Annotated in this window: 12 protein-coding genes and 2 pseudogenes; 7 read left to right on the plus strand and 7 right to left on the minus strand. The window is 69.8% G+C overall.

Annotation, left to right across the window (positions count from 1 at the left end; all coding sequences use genetic code 11):
- The first annotated feature begins 23 nt into the window (after positions 1–23).
- The 5 genes from A5624_RS28470 (at position 24) to A5624_RS04810 (ending at position 8254) form a co-directional block, all read left to right on the plus strand.
- Entirely contained in the window at positions 24–521 is a 498-nt protein-coding gene (locus tag A5624_RS28470; protein ID WP_066862394.1) for a hypothetical protein, read from the plus strand.
- A gap of 133 nt (positions 522–654) precedes the next feature.
- Complete coding sequence (locus A5624_RS04795; RefSeq protein WP_066862355.1) at positions 655–2337, plus strand: Hsp70 family protein; 1683 nt, start codon at positions 655–657, stop codon at positions 2335–2337.
- A gap of 252 nt (positions 2338–2589) precedes the next feature.
- Positions 2590–5631, plus strand: a complete 3042-nt coding sequence (locus tag A5624_RS04800) for a (Fe-S)-binding protein (protein ID WP_066862358.1) — start codon at positions 2590–2592, stop codon at positions 5629–5631.
- 32 nt (positions 5632–5663) lie between these two features.
- The gene (locus A5624_RS04805) at positions 5664–6956 is read left to right on the plus strand and encodes a pyridoxal phosphate-dependent aminotransferase (RefSeq protein ID WP_066862361.1); all 1293 of its coding nucleotides are present in this window, start codon (positions 5664–5666) and stop codon (positions 6954–6956) included.
- Between the two features lie 32 nt (positions 6957–6988).
- On the plus strand, positions 6989–8254 hold the full coding sequence (locus A5624_RS04810; protein WP_066862365.1) for a YibE/F family protein: 1266 nt from the start codon (positions 6989–6991) through the stop codon (positions 8252–8254).
- On the opposite strand, the gene rfbA is transcribed toward A5624_RS04810, so the two are convergent.
- Genes rfbA through A5624_RS04825 form a run of 3 tightly spaced genes read right to left on the minus strand, consistent with a single transcriptional unit; the run spans position 8196 to position 10255 of the window.
- Positions 8196–9071, minus strand: coding sequence for a glucose-1-phosphate thymidylyltransferase RfbA (rfbA, locus tag A5624_RS04815; protein WP_066862368.1), 876 nt, complete (start codon positions 9069–9071; stop codon positions 8196–8198). The two genes, A5624_RS04810 and rfbA, sit on opposite strands and share 59 nt — an antisense overlap.
- A gap of 27 nt (positions 9072–9098) precedes the next feature.
- A complete protein-coding gene (locus A5624_RS04820; RefSeq protein ID WP_066862372.1) occupies positions 9099–9470 on the minus strand; it encodes a nuclear transport factor 2 family protein in 372 nt (123 codons plus the stop codon).
- Positions 9471–9499: 29 nt separating this feature from the next.
- Positions 9500–10255, minus strand: a complete 756-nt coding sequence (locus A5624_RS04825; RefSeq protein WP_066862397.1) for a maleylpyruvate isomerase family mycothiol-dependent enzyme — start codon at positions 10253–10255, stop codon at positions 9500–9502.
- Between the two features lie 127 nt (positions 10256–10382).
- On the opposite strand from A5624_RS04825, the gene A5624_RS04830 reads away from it, so the two are divergent.
- On the plus strand, positions 10383–11066 hold the full coding sequence (locus A5624_RS04830; RefSeq protein ID WP_066862400.1) for a class I SAM-dependent methyltransferase: 684 nt from the start codon (positions 10383–10385) through the stop codon (positions 11064–11066).
- Between the two features lie 282 nt (positions 11067–11348).
- The gene (locus A5624_RS04835; protein WP_066862377.1) at positions 11349–12713 is read left to right on the plus strand and encodes an MFS transporter; all 1365 of its coding nucleotides are present in this window, start codon (positions 11349–11351) and stop codon (positions 12711–12713) included.
- Here A5624_RS04835 and A5624_RS04840 read toward each other — a convergent pair.
- The 4 genes and pseudogenes from A5624_RS04840 to A5624_RS27195 form a co-directional block, all read right to left on the minus strand.
- Positions 12684–13628 (minus strand): annotated as a pseudogene (locus tag A5624_RS04840) (TauD/TfdA dioxygenase family protein). The gene A5624_RS04835 and the pseudogene A5624_RS04840 sit on opposite strands and share 30 nt — an antisense overlap.
- 120 nt (positions 13629–13748) lie before the next feature.
- Positions 13749–15074, minus strand: coding sequence for a UDP-glucose/GDP-mannose dehydrogenase family protein (locus A5624_RS04845; RefSeq protein ID WP_066862380.1), 1326 nt, complete (start codon positions 15072–15074; stop codon positions 13749–13751).
- Positions 15075–15181: 107 nt separating this feature from the next.
- Positions 15182–16666, minus strand: coding sequence for a hypothetical protein (locus A5624_RS04850; RefSeq protein WP_231997722.1), 1485 nt, complete (start codon positions 16664–16666; stop codon positions 15182–15184).
- A gap of 123 nt (positions 16667–16789) precedes the next feature.
- Positions 16790–18207: pseudogene (locus A5624_RS27195) on the minus strand (hypothetical protein); the annotation flags it as partial.

Here is an 18207-nt window from a genome sequence, read left to right on the forward strand (position 1 = left end):
CCGCCGAGGCCAATTACCACCGCATCTCGGTTCCCGTCGGTCCCCGCAAGGCGGCATCACCGGTTGACGTCGGCCCCCCGCCGCACCCGCCGCAGGGGTCCGAGCAGGCCGACGGCGGCGACCCGTTTGACCAGGAGAGCGAGCCGACCCCCTGGTATCGCAAGCCGGCGATGCTGATCGCCTGGCTGGTCTCCGTCGTGGTCCTGATCGGGCTCATCATCTTCGGCGTCATCGAACTCATCCACGGGCAGACCGGTGGCCACGGCCCCAACACGACGACGAGCACGACGCCGACCACCACCACGACCACGACGACGCCGACGACCACCACGACCGCCACCACCACGTCCTCGCCCGGCAGCAGCGCCCAAGAGCCGCCGGCGCAGCAGCCGACGCAACAGCAGCCCACCGGGGGACAGACCCAGCAGCCCTCGCATCGCCACCATCTGCCGCAGCTGCCGCCGGTAATCACCGTTCCGGGGGTGCCGAATCCGGTCACCGTGCCACCGGGCCTGCGTTAGCGAGTCGTGGCGAGCCCCGTCACGGTTCCATGGCAGCGCGCCGGAGAAGCCCTACACTCGCTGCAATCCACGGTCGCTACGGTGAGGACCACCGTGCGACGGCAACGGGACGACTGACACAGGGGTGCGGGACATGAGCGAGTCGCTCGGCCTATCGATCGGCGTGGCCAAATTGGTAGCGGCCCGCGCGGGCAGCGCTCCGATCACCCGCAGCTCGGTGCTGACCCTGTTCGAGCAGCGGCCCACCGAAGTCGGCCTGCCGGAAGAAAACCCGAACCTGACCGAACCCGGCCTGGTGCTGCGAGGGTTCGTCGAACGCGTCGGTGACCGGGCGCCATTGGTGGCGGCCGACGGCACCAAGTACCTGGGCGCGGCGTTGACGGTCGAGGCGATCGAAGCGATGGCCCGGGCGGTCGGCTACGGTTCACCGATCACCATCGCGGTGCCCGCCTACTGGTCCGACGCCCAGTTCGCGGCGCTGCGGGAGGAGTTCTTCGCCCAGTCGGATCTGGCGCGCGGCGGGGTGGCACCGATGCTGGTTTCCGACGCCACGGCCGCGCTCGCGGCGCTGCGCGGCACTCCGGGATTCGGGGCCGACGGCGTAATCGCCCTGTGCGACTTCGGCGCCGGCGGCACCACCGTCACGCTGATGGATGCCAAGGCCGGCTTTGCGCCCGTCGGCCCTGCCGCGCGGAACACCGACTTCTCCGGCGATGCGATCGATCAGCTGATCCTCGATCACCTGCTGGCCTCCGACGTCAGCACCGCCATGCTCGGCGGGGCAGCACGGGTCGGGTCGCAGGCGCGCCTGCTCGGCGCCTGCCGGCGCGCCAAGGAGCAACTCTCGACGGCCGCGGTGGGCACGATCGCCGGGGCTTCGGGCGACGGCGCCCAGCTGACCCGCACCGAATTCGAGCAACTGCTCGCCGCACCGCTGGACCGGTTCCTCACGTCGGTCGACGAGTCGTTGCGCCGCAACGGAATTGCGAACGCCGGGCTGAGCGCCGTGGCGATCGCCGGCGGTGGCGCGAACATCCCGCTGCTCAAAGCGCGATTGTCGCAGCGCTTCGGGGTGCCGGTGCACAGCACCGCGCAGCCCGCGCTCAGCGCCGCCCTCGGCGCGGCGGTGCTCGGCCCGCACTACGCGTCGGGCGTCGCCCCGACCGCCGCGGCCGCGGCGGTGGAAACACCGACGGAAATGGTCGGCAACGCCGGGCTCGACATGACCCAGGCCGCCTGGGCCGCCCAAGCCACTGACGTCGACGACGCCCTGGCGTGGTCGCAAGACGCCGACAACGACGAGCCGGTGCCCTACACCGGGCGCGACGCCACCGGCGAGTACGCCAACGAGGCAAGGGAATTCGACGACGCGACCGGCAGCCGCTACGCCACCGCCCAGGGGCGGCTGCCCTGGTACAAACGCACGGCGCTGGTGTTGAGCGTGGCCGGAGCGGGCGCGGCCGTGCTGGTGGCCCTGATCTTGGCGATCAACCTGTTGCTCACCAAGTCCACCCCCGTCACCCCGGGGACTTCGACCAGCCCGGCACCGCCGCAAACGGTCACCATCACCGGACCCAACGACAGCACCACCGTCACGGTGATCCCCGCGCCCCCGCCGCCGCCCACCGAGGCGCCGGCCACCACCACGACGCCCGCGCCGGAGCCGTCGACGACCACCACGACGACGGCGCCGCCGAGCACGACGACCACCACCGCGCCGCCCACCACGACGTCGCAGGCGACCACCACCGCGGCGCCGACGACCACCCGCACGCGGCCGTTCCCGCCCATCTTTCAACCGCCGTTCGGGCACTGACGAGCCGAATTACGCCCGGGCCGCCAAAGACCCCCGGCAAAAGGTCAATTAGCGAAATTTGGTGGCGCTCATCACTTCGACAGGCGTCACATTGGGTGAGTGGGTACTAATCAGCAGGCCAGAGGCACCGGTGAACTGCCAAGTTAGGGCAGCCTTTCTCGCGCTGAAAGCCGCGGAGATGTAACTATGAGCGGGGCTTAAGCAGGCAAATAAGCACAGGCCGAATTTATCTATGCATTGGGGAGACCTTCTGTGACAACGCAGATGCTCATCAGGCTGATCGTGGGCATGGGCATGACGCTGGTCGTGGCCGCACTCGCCGCACGGCGTGTCCTGTGGCTGTTCAAGCTGATCACGTCCGGCAAGCCGGCCCCGGGACACACCGACGAGCCGGCCAAACGCGTGTGGGCCGAGGTCTCCGAGGTGTTCGGTCAGCGCAAGCTGTTGAAGTGGTCGATCCCCGGCCTGGCGCACTTCTTCACCATGTGGGGATTCTTCATCCTGCTCACGGTCTACATCGAGGCCTACGGGCTGCTGTTCCAGGACAACTTCCACATCCCGATCATCGGTCGCTGGGACGTGCTGGGCTTCCTGCAGGACTTCTTCGCGACCGCGGTCTTCCTCGGCATCGTCACCTTCGCCATCATCCGGTTGATGCGCAGCCCGAAGGAGATCGGACGTCAGTCACGGTTCTACGGCTCGCACACCGGCGGTGCCTGGCTGGTGCTGTTCATGATCTTCAACGTCGTCTTCACCTACGTGTTCGTGCGCGGAGCCGCGGTCAACAACGGCACGCTGCCCTACGGCAACGGCGCCTTCCTGTCACAGCTGTTCGGCGCCATCCTGCGCCCGCTGGGTCAGCCCGCCAACGAGATCATCGAGACGACGGCGCTGCTGCTGCACATCTTGGTCATGTTGGCGTTCCTGATCATCGTGCTGCACTCCAAGCACATGCACATCTTCACGGCGCCCATCAACGTCATCTTCAAGCGGCTGCCCAACGGCCTGGGCCCGCTGCTGCCGCTGGAGCACGGCGGCAAGCCGATCGACTTCGAAAACCCGCCGGACGACGCCGAATTCGGCCGCGGCAAGATCGAGGACTTCAGCTGGAAGGCCATGCTGGACTTCGCCACTTGTACCGAGTGCGGGCGCTGCCAGTCCCAGTGCCCGGCGTGGAACACCGGCAAGCCGCTGTCGCCCAAGCTCGTCATCATGGACCTGCGCGACCACTGGATGGCCAAGGCGCCCTACATCCTCGGTGACAAGGAGAGCCCGCTCGAGAGCACACCGGAGGGCGGAGTCGGCGAGAAGCTGTCCGGCGAGAAGCACGCCGAGGTCCACCACGTGCCCGAGTCGGGCTTCGGCCGCGTCATGGGGTCCGGCCCCGAGCAGGCCACCCGGCCGCTGGTCGGCACCGAGGAACAGGGCGGCGTCATCGACCCCGACGTGCTGTGGTCCTGCGTGTCCTGCGGCGCCTGCGTCGAGCAGTGCCCGGTGGACATCGAGCATGTCGATCACATCATCGACATGCGCCGCTACCAGGTGATGATGGAATCCGAGTTCCCCTCGGAGCTGTCGGTGCTGTTCAAGAACCTGGAAACCAAGGGCAACCCGTGGGGCCAGAACGCGTCGGACCGCACCAGCTGGATCGACGAGGTCGACTTCGACGTGCCGGTCTACGGCGAGGACGTCGACAGCTTCGACGGCTACGAGTACCTGTTCTGGGTGGGTTGCGCCGGCGCCTACGACGACAAGGCCAAGAAGACCACCAAGGCCGTCGCCGAGCTGCTGGCCATCGCCGGGGTGAAGTACCTGGTGCTCGGCACCGGCGAGACCTGCAACGGCGACTCCGCGCGCCGCTCGGGCAACGAGTTTCTGTTCCAGCAGCTCGCCCAGCAGGCCGTCGAGACGCTGGACGGACTGTTCGAGGGCGTGGAAACCGTCGACCGCAAGATCGTCGTCACCTGCCCGCACTGCTTCAACACCCTGGGCCGCGAGTACCGCCAGCTCGGCGCGAACTACTCGGTGCTGCACCACACCCAGCTGCTCAACCGCCTGATCCGGGACAACAAGCTGGTGCCGGTAACCCCGGTGTCCCAGGACATCACCTATCACGACCCCTGCTACCTGGGCCGGCACAACAAGGTCTACGAGGCGCCGCGTGAGCTGATCGGGGCCGCGGGGGCGAACCTGACCGAGATGCCACGCCATGCCGAGCGCAGCTTCTGCTGCGGCGCCGGCGGCGCGCGGATGTGGATGGAAGAGCACATCGGCAAGCGCATCAACCACGAACGCGTCGACGAGGCGCTGGCCACCGGGGCCGCCACCATCGCCACCGGCTGCCCCTTCTGCCGAGTGATGGTCACCGACGGTGTCAACGACCGTCAGGAAGAGGCCGGCCGCAGCGGTGTCGAGGTGCTCGATGTCGCGCAGATCCTGCTGGGATCCCTCGAGTACGACAAGGCGACGCTGCCGGAGAAGGGCACGGCCGCCAAGGAGGCCTCCGAAAGGGCCGAAGCGCGCGCGGCCGAGGCGCCCAAGGCCTCGACGGCCACCGCGACCGCCCCCGCCGAGGCACCGGCCGAGGAGGCACCCGCCGAGGACGCACCCGCCGAGCCGGCCCCGAAGGCGCAGACCGCGGCCGCACCCGCCAAGGGGCTGGGCATCGCCGGCGGGGCGAAGAAGCCGGGCGCCAAGAAGGCGGCGGCCGCACCGGCCGCAGAGGCCAAGGCGGACACCGCCGCACCCGTGAAGGGGCTGGGCATCGCCGGCGGCGCCAAGCGACCCGGCGCGAAGAAGGCCGCACCGGCCGCCGAGGCCGCCAAGACCGAGGCACCGGCCGAAGGCGGCGAAGCCAAGGCACCCGCCGCCCCGGTCAAGGGCCTGGGGCTGGCCGCGGGCGCCAAGCGACCCGGCGCCAAGAAGGCGGCACCGGCCGCCGCCAAGGCCGAGGCGCCCAAGGCCGAAGCCACCTCGGAAGCGGCCCCCGAAGCCGAGACCCAGACCAAGGTCGAAGCCAAGGCACCCGCGGCGCCGGTCAAGGGCCTGGGCATCGCCGCGGGCGCCAAGCGGCCCGGCGCCAAGAAGGCGGCACCGGCGGCGCCGAAGGCCGAGGCCCCCAAGGCGGAAGCCCCTGAAGCGGAAGCGCCCAAGGCGGAGCCTCCCAAGGCCGAAGCCGAGCCGGCGCCGAAAGCGGAGCCGGCAAAGGAGACCAACGGCGACGACGCACCGTCGCAGCCACCGGTCAAAGGCCTGGGCATCGCCCGTGGGGCGCGTCCCCCGGGCAAGCGCTGACCTGCGTCTTTGCCGCGTGACAGCAAATTTCAGTGGACAGTGATGGCACCATTAGTGGTGTGACCACCCATCACCTGCCCCTGCACGCGTCGGCTCATCACCGGCCGCAACGCAGTTTTGCGCAGTCGTCGAAGCTCCAGGACGTCCTGTACGAGATCCGCGGGCCGGTGCACGCCCAGGCCGCGCGGCTGGAGGCCGAGGGGCATCGCATCCTCAAGCTCAACATCGGCAACCCGGCGCCGTTCGGCTTCGAGGCGCCCGACGTGATCATGCGCGACATGATCCAGGCCCTGCCGTACGCCCAGGGCTACTCCGACTCGCAGGGCATCCTGCCCGCCCGCCGGGCCGTGGTGACCCGCTACGAGTTGGTCGACGGATTTCCCCGCTTCGACGTCGACGACGTCTATCTGGGTAACGGGGTGTCCGAGCTGATCACCATGACCCTGCAGGCCCTGCTCGACAACGGCGACGAGGTGCTGATCCCGTCGCCCGACTACCCGCTGTGGACGGCGTCGACCTCCCTGGCGGGCGGCACGCCCGTGCACTACCTGTGCGACGAGACGCAGGGCTGGCAGCCCGACATCGCCGACATGGAGTCCAAGATCACCGAGCGGACCAAGGCGCTGGTAGTGATCAACCCGAACAACCCGACCGGCGCGGTCTACACCAGCGAAGTCCTCACCCAGATAGTCGATCTGGCGCGCAAGCACGAGCTGCTGCTGCTCGCCGACGAGATCTACGACAAGATCCTCTACGACGACGCCAAGCACATCAACCTCGCCACGCTGGCGCCGGACATGCTGTGCCTGACCTTCAACGGCCTGTCCAAGGCCTACCGGGTGGCCGGCTATCGGGCCGGCTGGCTGGCAATCACCGGGCCCAAGGACCACGCCAGCAGCTTCATTGAGGGAATCAACCTGCTGGCCAATATGCGCCTGTGCCCCAATGTTCCGGCGCAGCACGCGATCCAGGTGGCCCTGGGCGGCTATCAGAGCATCGACGACCTGGTGCTGCCCGGCGGCCGGTTGCTCGAGCAACGCGACGTCGCATGGACCAAGCTCAACGAGATTCCGGGCGTGTCCTGCGTCAAGCCGGCCGGTGCGCTTTATGCGTTCCCCCGGCTGGACCCCGAGGTCTATGACATCGACGACGACGAACAGCTCGTCCTCGATCTGCTGCTGCAGGAAAAGATTCTGGTCACCCAGGGGACCGGCTTCAATTGGCCGGCACCGGATCACCTGCGCATCGTGACGCTGCCGTGGGCCCGCGATCTGGCGGCCGCGATCGAGCGGTTGGGCAATTTCCTGGTCGGCTATCGACCGTAGGCACCGGCGCGGGCGCCTCTAGTCTCGACCGGGTGACCCACTCGCACTCGCACAGCCTGCCGCCGGGCCCGTCCGCCGTCGATCCGTTGCCCGCCAGGATCGTCGTGGGGTTGTTGGTCGCGATCGGCGTCGCGGTCGCCGTCGGGGCGATCGTGTTGTGGCCCAGCCGGCAGCACGTCGACATCCCGATGCCGCTGCAGAACGCCGCCGGCGGCGCGGTGAGCACGCAGGCCGGGCACGTGCTGTCCAGCGGGATGGGCGACTGCGGCAGCGCGTCGGTCAGCCAGGTGCTCACCGGCGCGCCGCAACAGGCGCCGCCCGGCGCCGGACGCTGCGTGCTGACCCAGGTGTCGATCGACTCCGGCCCCAACGCCGGCGCCCAGACGCTGCTGGAGTCCTCCCCCGGCCCGGGACAGCCGAAATTCGCGGTGGGCGACCGCATTCGGCTCGTCCGCCAGGTCGACGACCAGGGCGCCACCAGCTACGCGTTCTACGACTTCGAACGTGGTTGGGCGCTCGCCGGTTTGGCGATCGCGTTCGCGGTGGTGATCGTGGCGGTGGCGCGGTGGCGCGGGCTGCTGGCCCTGGTGGGCATCGTGGTCGCGTTCGTGGTTTTGGTGACGTTTTTGCTGCCGGCGCTGCGCGACGGCGCGCCGGCGGTGCCGGTGGCGCTGGTCGCGTCGGCGGCCATCCTGTACGCGGTCATCTACCTCGCCCACGGGGTCAACCTGCGGACCAGCGCCGCGCTGCTGGGCACCCTGGCGGCCCTGCTGCTGGCCGCCGGATTATCTTGGGCGGCAATACAACTGGCGCAGCTGACCGGCTTGTCCGACGAGCAGAACAGCACGGTCAGCGCGTATCTGGGCAGCGTGTCGATCGGCGGCCTGCTGCTGGCCGGCTTCATCATCGGGTCACTCGGTGTACTCAACGACGTGACGGTGACCCAGGCCTCGACGGTGTTCGAGCTCGCCCACCTCGGCGGCTCCCGGCGGGCGATCTTCGTCGGCGCCATTCGGGTGGGGCGCGATCACATCGCCAGCACGGTCTACACCCTGGTGCTGGCTTACGCGGGTAGTTCGCTGCCGCTGCTGTTGCTGTTCAGCGTGGCCAACCGCTCGTTGACCGACGTGTTGACCAGCGAGAGCGTGGCCATCGAGATCGCCCGCTCCGCGGTGGGCGGCATGGCGTTGGCGCTGTCGGTACCGCTGACGACGGCGATCGCCGCGGTGCTGGCCAAACCTACTGAAATCGGCTCCGCTCCAACAGATCCAGCAGATAGCCGCCGTAGCCGGACTTGAGCAGGCTCTGGGCGCGCTCGGCCAGCTCGTCGTCGGTGATCCAGCCCCGCCGCCACGCCACTTCCTCGGGCACGCTGACCTTCAGGCCCTGGCGGCGTTCCAGGGTGCGCACGAAGTCGCTGGCATCCAGCAGCGAGTCGAACGTCCCGGTGTCCAGCCAGGCCGTGCCGCGGGCCATCACCTCGACCGAGAGCCGGCCCCGGTTCAGGTAGATCTGGTTGACCTCGGTGATCTCGTACTCGCCGCGCGCCGATTTCTTGAGACCCTTGGCGATTTCGATCACGTCGTTGTCGTAGAAGTACAAACCCGGCACCGCGTAATTGGATTTCGGTGTCTTGGGCTTCTCCTCCAGCGACAGCGCCCTGCCGTCGTCGCTGAATTCGACGACACCATAGGCCGACGGGTTGGCCACCCAGTACGCGAAAACCGCTCCGCCGCTGATGGATTGAAAGCGGCTCAGGCTGGTACCCAGGCCCGGGCCGTAGAAGATGTTGTCGCCCAACACCAATGCCACCGGCTCGTTGCCGATGTGGTCGGCACCCAGCACGAACGCCTGGGCCAGGCCGTCGGGTTTTTCCTGCGTCACGTAGGTGATGTTGACGCCGAATTGCGAGCCGTCGGCCAGCAGCCGCTGGAAGCCCGCCGCGTCGTGCGGGGTGGTGATCACCAGGATGTCGCGGATGCCGGCCATCATCAGGGTGGACAGGGGGTAGTAGACCATCGGTTTGTCGTAGACCGGCAGCAACTGCTTGCTGATGCCCGTGGTGATGGGATGCAGGCGGGTGCCCGACCCGCCGGCCAGGATGATTCCGCGCATGGATAGCTCCTAATGCCTTGATCGGCCCTATTCGACGGCGTCGGACGCGGTCAGCTCGGTGGCCGCCAGCGCCGAGGCCAGGCTGTCGTGCCGGAACACCGAGGTGACGTGGTCGCGCACGACGCGAAACGCCAACGCGTTGGTGGCCGCCTCCGGACCGTCGGGGCTGGTCGCTTTCTGTTCGGCGACGACGATGCCGTCGTGCACGTACAGCTGGCCGAGCTGGGTGCTCGCCCGGTGCGAGCCGGCCCAGGTGCGCAGCGCCTCGTGGCCCTGTGCGGCTCCGTGCGCGTCGCCAATCTCGATGTCATCGCTGGACAGCGCGGTCAACGTCTCGAGGTCCGCGGCGTTGAGGGCGTCATGCCATGCCAGAACGGTGGCGATCTCCGATGTGGTCATGGTGTGCAAATTACCGTGCGGCCCCGCGGCTAGAGAGGCGTACGGTCCAACCAGCGCTTCCACACGCCGTCGTCGCCGAACAGCTCGACGCCCGTGTCGGCCAGCGGCCGCCGGCGCAGGATCGCCAGCAGCAGCTCGGTCGCGCCCCCGCGCAGCGCGGCGCTGCCCTTGCCGTGCTGGTGTGACCAGGCGACCCGGCCGTCTTCGACGGTGATCGTCCATTCGCCGGCCTCCCCCAGCCCGGGATCGGTGGCGTGCAGGTGCAGGGTGTCACCCTCCTCGAGCGGAAGCGGCGCGCCCTGGGCGCCCGCCTGGATCGCCACCCGCTCCAGCCATTCGGTGATGCCGTCGGCCGCCACCTCGGCGTCCAGGGTGTATTCGGCGCCCAGCGCGATCGCCGCGTCGGCCCGATGCACCGCGACCTCGTGCAACCGGCGCCGGATCCACCAGTTCGCCGGGCGCGACCCCAGAAACGTCCAGACCGGCGTTTGGACCCCGGTCAGTTCGACGGCGTCGATCAGCCGCTGGGCGCCGCCGTGCAGCCACGGGATGGCACCGGCGGGATCCGGCGGCGGCTTGCCGCCCTCCACCGTGCGGGGGTCGAGGTAGCTGTCGAGGCGCTGACTCACGATCTGCGCCGCCCAGCGATCGCCGCGCCCGACGTGGCGGAAGAGCTGGCGCAGGGTCCAGTCCGGGCAGGTGGGGACCGGCGTGGACTCGTCGACATCGCGGAAGAGCTCCCCGAAGGCCCGGTTCTCGTCGAGGAATTTTCCGGCATAGTCCACGCGGGTCAGGCTACTCGCCGGGCCGCGCGCCCTGCGGTCCCGCGTGCCTTGCGGCGACACCGGCGCGCACTGCAGACTTGTCGTCGATGTCCGGCCCGCCGAATGCCCTTGTCCCCGAGAGGTGCTCATGCCCGACGCCAATGTGAGCCTTCCGGTCGCCCGCACGGCGATTCGCGAGTTCTGGGAGCGCGAGGGTGCGCAATACGACCAGCGGGCCGCCCACGGCATCTCCTCGGCACCCGAACGTCGACGGTGGACGGACGCCCTGAGTCCGATCCCGCCGGCTTCCCGCGTGCTCGACGTCGCCACGGGCACCGGGTTTGTCGCGCTGTTGCTGGCCGAGCTGGGCCACCAGGTGACCGGCGTCGACGCATCCGAGGCCATGTTGGCGCACGCTCGCGCCAAGGCCGCCGACGGCCGGGTGGCGGCCACGTTCGTCGAGGGCGTGACCGAGAAGCTGCCGTTCGCCGACGCCAGTTTCGATGCCGTGACGGCCCGGCACTTCATCTGGACGGTGCTCGAGCCGCGGCGGGCCTTCGCCGAATGGCGCCGGGTGCTGGCCCCGCGTGGGCTGGTGATCGCCGACATTTCGCTGAATCCCCATGTGGCCGGGCATCACTACGCCGACGACGTCGCTGCCAGCCTGCCATTCCGTGAGATCCCGGATCCGGCACCGGTTGCCGACGCGCTGCGCGCGGCCGGGTTCGACGACGTCGACGTCGAGCTCTTCGACGACGGCGGCGAATACCCCCGCGCGGTGCTGTACGCCCGCACATGTTCGACTGAACCTGTTGTGCGGCAAGCTAATTGACATCGCGCGGCATGCGCGCCGGCATCCGACGGTGAATTGTTTGCGTTCAATCTGATTCCAACCGTCGCCGGCCGCGGGAAACCGCGCTGAGCTGGGCGGCCGCCGCGGATGATCCCCGCGGCGGGAAGGGCTGCGCTCGACCGGGACCCGGCACGGCAACGAAGATGGGGCGCGCGGGCGATCGTCGTCGCTGCGGTCTCTTTGTGCCCCACTCGCGCCGCTCATTTCGCCCGTCACGACGCTTGCGCGTGGACCCGGCCGGCCGACCATCGGAGTCCCTCAATGACGATCGCAGCGCAGGGCAGCACCGATCTTTCGGCCCCGCCCGGCGGCGCGGAAGCCGGACCCGGCATGCGCAGGGTGGCCCTGGCCAGCCTCGCCGGCAGCGTGCTGGAGTGGTACGACTTCTTCCTCTACGGCTTCGCGGCCACCCTGGTCTTCGGTCCGCTGTTCTTCCCGCGCGCCTCCTCGACGGCCGGAGTGCTTGCCGCGCTTGGCACTTTCGCCGTCGGCTTCGTCGCCCGGCCGCTGGGCGGCGTGTTGTTCGGGCACCTGGGCGATCGCCTCGGGCGCAAGAAGATGCTGGTGGCCACGCTGTTGATCATGGGGATCCCGTCCTTTCTGATCGGACTGCTCCCCAGCTACGCCGCGATCGGCTGGGCGGCGCCCGCCCTGCTGGTGCTGTTGCGTTTCCTGCAGGGCGTCGGGCTGGGCGGTGAGTGGGCCGGGGCGGTGCTGGTGGTCACCGAGACCAGCCCCCAACACCGCAGCGGCTTTTGGGGATCGCTGGTGCAGACGGGCTCGGCCGTGGGCCAGGGGTTGGCCACCGGATCGCTGTTCATCCTGGCCTCGACGCTCAGCGAGCACAGCTTCGTAACGTGGGGCTGGCGGGTGCCGTTCCTGTTCGGCCTCGCGCTCGGTGTCGTGGGCCTGTTCATCCGGTTGCGGGTGATCGAGTCACCCGAGTTCACCGCGCTGCGGCGCAGCGGCGAGCTGTCACCGTTCCCGTTGCGCGAGGCGGTTCGCCAGCACGGCCGCACGATGCTGATCTGCTTTGCGGTCTATCTCGGCGGCGTGACGGTCCCGTTCTTCATCGAGACCGTGTTCCTCACCGGCTACGGCACCAAAACCCTTGGCCTGTCGTCATCTTCGGTGCTGCTGGGCATCTCGGCCGTGCACGTCACCGTGTTCTGGGCGTTGACCGTACTGGGCGGTTGGCTCGCCGATCGCTACGGCGCAGACAAGGTGATCCGCGGCGGCCTGCTCGCATTGCTGACGCTGCCCGCTGCGGGGCTGCTGGGGGTGCTGGCCGCCTCGGCGACGCTGCCGTCGCTGCTGGCAACCGAGGTGCTGATCGGCGCGCCGCTGTGGGTCGTCTGGGGCGCGCTGCCCAAATACCTCGCCGAGTCCTTCCCCGCCCGGGTGCGCTACACCGGAATGTCGTTGTCCGGCCAGAGCTCCACCATCATCGGCGGGCTCATTCCGCTGCTGCTCACCTCGGTGGTGGCCCACTACGGCGGGGCGTTGTGGCCGGTCGCGGTGACCACCACCGCCGTGGCGGCTATCGGCCTGCTCGCGTCGCAGCTGGGCTCACCGGCCCACGCCCGCGAGCGGGTGTCAGGCAGCCCCGAAGAACTCGCCCTCTAGCGGCTCCGAGCGGCGTCCGTCGGGCCCCACCGGGATGTCGCCGACCAGCGTGATGCGGTGCAGCACCCGCTCTTGACCCAGGTGCTCGTAATCGCGCGGGGCGAGGTGCAGCGTGGCCCGATTGTCCCAGAACGCAACGCTTCCCGGCTCCCACTTGAACCGGACCGAGTACTCCGGCCGGGCGATCTGCTCGAACAACAGGTCCAGGACGTACCGGCTTTCCCGGGGTGACAGGTCGACGATCTCCCGGGTGAAGAACTGATTGACGTAGACCACCTTCTCGCCGGTCTCGGGATGCACCCGCACCACCGGATGGATCGACGCCAGCGGATTGCTGCGCACCAGGTCCCCGATCTTGGCGCCGCTGCGCTCGAAGGACAAGGTGGCGCCGAACCGGTGCTCGGCGCGCAGCCCGTCGATGAATTCGCGAATCAACGGGGAAAGGCCTTGGTAGACGGCCGCCACATTGGTGAACAGCGTGTCACCGCCGAAGGGCGGGACCACTTCGGCGCGCAGTATCGAATGCGACGGCGGGTTGATCAGAGGTGTCACATCGGCATGCCAGTTGGGGCCGTTCCAGCCCTCCTTATGCCGGTACTCCGAACCGTACCGGCGGTCGTAGGCTGCCGGCGACACGGTATGGATCTACGGGAAACCCTCGGGCGCGGAATCACCTTCGTAGGGATGGGCCGAGGTGACCTCACCGAATTGGGCACCGAACGCGATGTGCGCGGCGTGGTCGAGGTCCTGGTCGCGGAAGAACACCACCTTCCACCTGTGCAGGGCCGACCGGATGACGGCCTTTTCCGCTTCGCTCAGCGGCGCGGCCAGGTCGACGCCGTCGATCACGGCCCCCGTCCAGCCCGACAGCGGAACGACTTCGATATTGGTTTCGGTGGCAGCGGTCGTCGTCAAATCGCTCAATCCTGTCAAGTGTTTGAAAATGCATGCGGTATAGCCTTTTTGAGGCTATCGACAATGCCACCACCGGCAAGCGTTTGTATCGTGCTGAAGGAAAGCCCGCAGCGCTCGGCGTTAGGGCCGCGGCGCGCCCAGGCGGTAGACCCGCCAGCCCGCCCGCTGCCAGCGGGCGGCGTCCAGGCAGTTGCGGCCGTCCACGATGACGCGGGCGCGGACCCGGTCGGCCAGGTCGTCGGGATCCATGTCGACGAACTGGCGCCATTCGGTGAGCACCAGCACCGCATCGGCGCGCTCGCAGGCCTCTTCGACCGAGACCGCGTAGTTCAGCGTCGGGAATAGTCGCTGCGCGTTGTCCAGGGCCTTGGGGTCATAGACGTTGACGGCGGCCCCGTTGAGCTGCAGCTGGCCCGCGACGTTGAGCGCGGGTGAGTCACGCACATCGTCGGATTCGGGTTTGAAGGCGGCACCGAGGACGGCGATGTTGGCGCCCAGCAGCGAGCCGCCGCAGGCCGCGCTGGCCAGTTCTACCATTCGGGTGCGGCGGCGCATGTTGATGCTGTCGACCTCGCGCAGGAACGTCAGCGCCTGGTCGGCGCCCAGCTCGCCGGCGCGCGCCATGAAGGCCCGGATGTCCTTGGGCAGGCAGCCTCCGCCGAACCCCAAACCGGCATTGAGGAATTGGCGTCCGATCCGTGGGTCGTAGCCGAGCGCATCGGCCAGCAGGCTGACGTCCGCGCCGGCCGCCTCGCACACCTCGGAAATGGCGTTGATGAACGAAATCTTCGTTGCCAGAAAGGCATTGGCGGAAACCTTGACCAGCTCCGCGGTCTGCAGATCCGTCACCAGGAACGGCACCCCGGCGTCGAGCAGCGGACCGTACAGCTCGCGAACGGCGGCCTCGGCGCGCGTCGAATCCGGTTTGATGCCCAGCACGATCCGGTCCGGGTTGAGGGTGTCCTGCACGGCGTAGCCTTCGCGAAGGAACTCCGGGTTCCAAGCGATTTCGACGTCGACCCCTTGGGGAGCCAGCCCGGCGGCCCGCTGGTTGAGCTCGGCCGCGGTGCCCACCGGGACCGTCGACTTGCCGACCAGCACCGCCGAGGTCGTCAGCCGCGGCACCAGCGCATCGATGACGGCATACACGTGGCGCAGATCAGCGCCGTATTCGCCCTTCTTCTGCGGGGTGCCTACGCCCAGGAAGTGCACGTCGGCGAAGTCGGCCGCCGCGTCATAGTCGGTGCTGAACCGTAGTCGGCCGGCGGCCAGGTTCTCCTGCAACAGCTTTCGCAGGCCTGGCTCGTAGAAGGGGATGTCGCCCCCGGCGAGCTTGGCCACCTTGCCGGGGTCGATGTCGATCCCGAGCACGTCGTGTCCCAGAGCCGCCATCCCAACCGCGTGGGTGGCACCGAGGTAACCCGTGCCGAACACGGTGCATCGCATATAACCGGTGTAGGCGGCCCCGATGAGCTGACTGCATCGCAGGGCTAATCGGGAGGCAAACGGCAGATGACAGGTGGCTGCCGTCAGGCCCTAGGCGCTCGCTGGGGTTAGTGGCGACCGAAACCGCCGTGACCTCCGCCGAAGCCGGGGAAGCCGCCACCGCCGCCGCCGTGGCCACCGCCGCCGCCGGGGAGTCCGGGGAAGCCGCCGCCGCCACCACCGTGTCCGCCGCCACCGTGCGGCCCGTCGTCACCGCCGCCGTGCGGACCGAAGCCGCCTCCGGGGGGTCCACCAAAGCCCGGCCCGCCAAGGCCCGGGATCGGCAGCGGGATGGGCACCGGGATAGGCGCCACCGCGGGCGGAGGGGGCGGCGGAGCCACCGGCACCGGAGCGGGAGCCTCCGGCACCGGCACGGGTGCGGGAGCCGCCGGCGCGGGAGCCGGAGCGGGCGCCTCGGGGGCGGGAGCGGGCGCCGGGGCGGCCGCCGGAGCTGGAGCGGGCGCCTCGGGCGCCGGAGCGGGTGCCGCGGGCGCGGGTGCCTGCTCGGGAGCGGGAGCCGCGGGCGCCGGGGCCGGCCGGGTGGGCGCCACCACGACGTTCTGATTCGGGCTGGGCCGCACGTTGGCCGTCGGCCGGATGGCGATGGCCAACGACACGACCAGCGCCACCACGCCGATGACGAAGATCGCCGCCACCGCGCTTCCGACCAGCCGGAACGAGCTGCGCTCGTGGTAGTCCGCGTCGACCAGCGCCGTCGCGGCGGTCTGCGAGCCGGTGAAGAACTCGTCGGGATCGTCGGGCACGGCGCTGTAGGCGAGTCCGTCCGCGCCGGCCTCACCCGGGGTTTCGAAGTAGCCCGGCGCAACGGCCAACGGGTTGATCGCGCCGGTGCCGGGATCCTGCGCGTAGGCCAGGGCCGCGGTGGACGACGAGAACAGCGGGGCGTTCGCCGACGCCAGCGCCGCGCCGCGGGCCAGGGCCGTGTCCGGCTCCTCGGGCGCCGTCAGCGGCAGCGTGGTCGCCGCCTCGAGGGCGGGCTTGATCATCGGGATGTCGATGCCGGAGCCGACGACGAACACGGCGTCCGGGCGCGTCTCCAAGTTCTCCGCGCTGGACACCATCGCGGCCAGCTGGGCGACGGCCGCCTCGTCGTCGGCGGGCAGGGCCTGCCGCTGGACGTCGGCGACGGATCCGTCGGCGCTATTGACGACCGCCAGCGTCGCGGTGTCGGGCTCGATGTAAAGCAGCGCCGTATTCGCGTAGTTGGTCTGGTGGCCCACCGCCTGCGCCAGCGCGGCCGCGGCCAAAAAGGCGGAGACGAGCATCACATTTTCGACCTTGTGGGCCGCCAGCTTGTCGCGCAGCGCGGCGGCCTCGAGCGGGTCGGTGAACGTGACGCCGGTCGACGCCAGTTGATAGCCGCCCTCCGCCGCGCCCTGACGGGTCCCCAAGATGGCCGAAACTACCTGGTCCGAGGCGGTTACCGTTGCTGCATCGGCAGCGGCGGCGACGTCGAAATTGTCTTCGTCGACGGTCGCGCCGTCGCCGTTTTCCCCCTCGACCAGCACCATCCGGACTGCCGTCGGCGCCATCGACACACCAAGTACGGTGTCCAAAGCTCCTCCAATAGTCGGTTGCTAGCCAATAACGGTGAGGGCGGGCTCGTCGCACGAATTGGTGGCGCGAGAGATCGCTTGGTCCCCACCGTTATTCCCCTAGTAACCCGATTTTACGCTCGTTCGCCGCCGCGGGGGTGGCGCGGGACCGGGCCTCGGCCGGCCTACGGGGACGGAATCCCAGGACCCAGATGGCGGTGCAGCCAGTCGTCCAGGTTGTGGTGGTCGCCGGAATGCGGTGAGGGCTGCGGCGGCGACTCGGGCGCCGGGTTCGGGTGGTCCTGGTGGGCATGTGCCGACGCCGGGTTCGGGTGGTCCTGGTGGGCATGTGCCGCCGCCGGGAGCCGGGGCGTGACCGCCGCCGAAGCCACCGCCGCCGCCGGGAGCCGGAGCGTGACCACCGCCAAGACCGCCGCCAGGACCGCCCGCAGGTGGCGTGGGGACATGCCCGCCACCCAGGCCGCCCGGACCGCTACCGGGCGCGGGCAGGTGGCCGCCGCCCAAACCGCCGGATCCCGGCGTCGGCACATGCCCACCAGGACCACCCGAACCCGGCGTCGGCACATGCCCACCAGGACCACCCGAACCCGGCGTCGGCACATGCCCACCGGGGCCGCCCGAACCGCCCGAGCCACCCGGGCCGCTCTCCCCGGGCGTGGGAGAGTGACCGCCGCCGTAGTTACCCGGACCGCTCGGCTTGGGAGCGGTGCCCTCGCCGGGCGGCGTCTGGTGCGGCGGTGACTGCGGGACGGTGACCTGCGGGGGCGACGGCGGTTGGGGCAGATGCACCGGCGGCTGGGGCTGCACCGGTTGCGGGATCGTCAGGCGCGGCGGGGCCTCGAACAGCGGGGGGCTGTCGATGGGGTCGGGAACCGGAACCGGGATGCGCACCGGCACCGGCACCGGCACCGGCGGGACCACGACGGGGACCGGCGCCGCGGGAACCGGAGGGGCGGCGGGCAGCGGAGGGGCCGCCGGAGGCGCAACCGCGGGCAACGGCGCGGCGGCCGGCGGGCTCAGCGGCTTGGGGGCGGCCACCGGGACGGGCAGGCTGATCTTCGACAGCGGTTCGGACGCCTGCACCGGCGCCGGGGCCGGCGCCTGCTCGGGGACGATGAGGTGCTGCCCCGGTGTGGGCTGCAGGGCCACGGTTCCCGTGTTGCGGATCCCGATCGCCAACGCGATCTCGAGCGCCAGCACCGCGCTGATGCCGACCACCGCCAGCCCGCTGCCGACCAGCAGCACCGGCCGCCGCTTCGGCGGGCTCTCCTCGGGAAGGAAGAGCTTCTCGATGACGACGGTCGGTGAATCGGCGTCCTCGTCCCCCACCGCGCTGTAGGCGAGGTCGTCGTCGCCGGGTTCCGAGCCGAGCGGGACATAGAGGTACTCGGGAAGCGAGTACTGGTCGACCGAGCCCGTGCCGGGATCCTGCGCATATGCCAGCGCGGCGGTCGACGAGGCAAACAGCGGCGCGTTCGCCGACGCCAGCGCGGCCCCGCGGGCCAGCGCGGTCTCCG

Source organism: Mycobacterium sp. 1482292.6, assembly GCF_001672995.1.
Lineage (GTDB): Bacteria > Actinomycetota > Actinomycetes > Mycobacteriales > Mycobacteriaceae > Mycobacterium > Mycobacterium europaeum_A.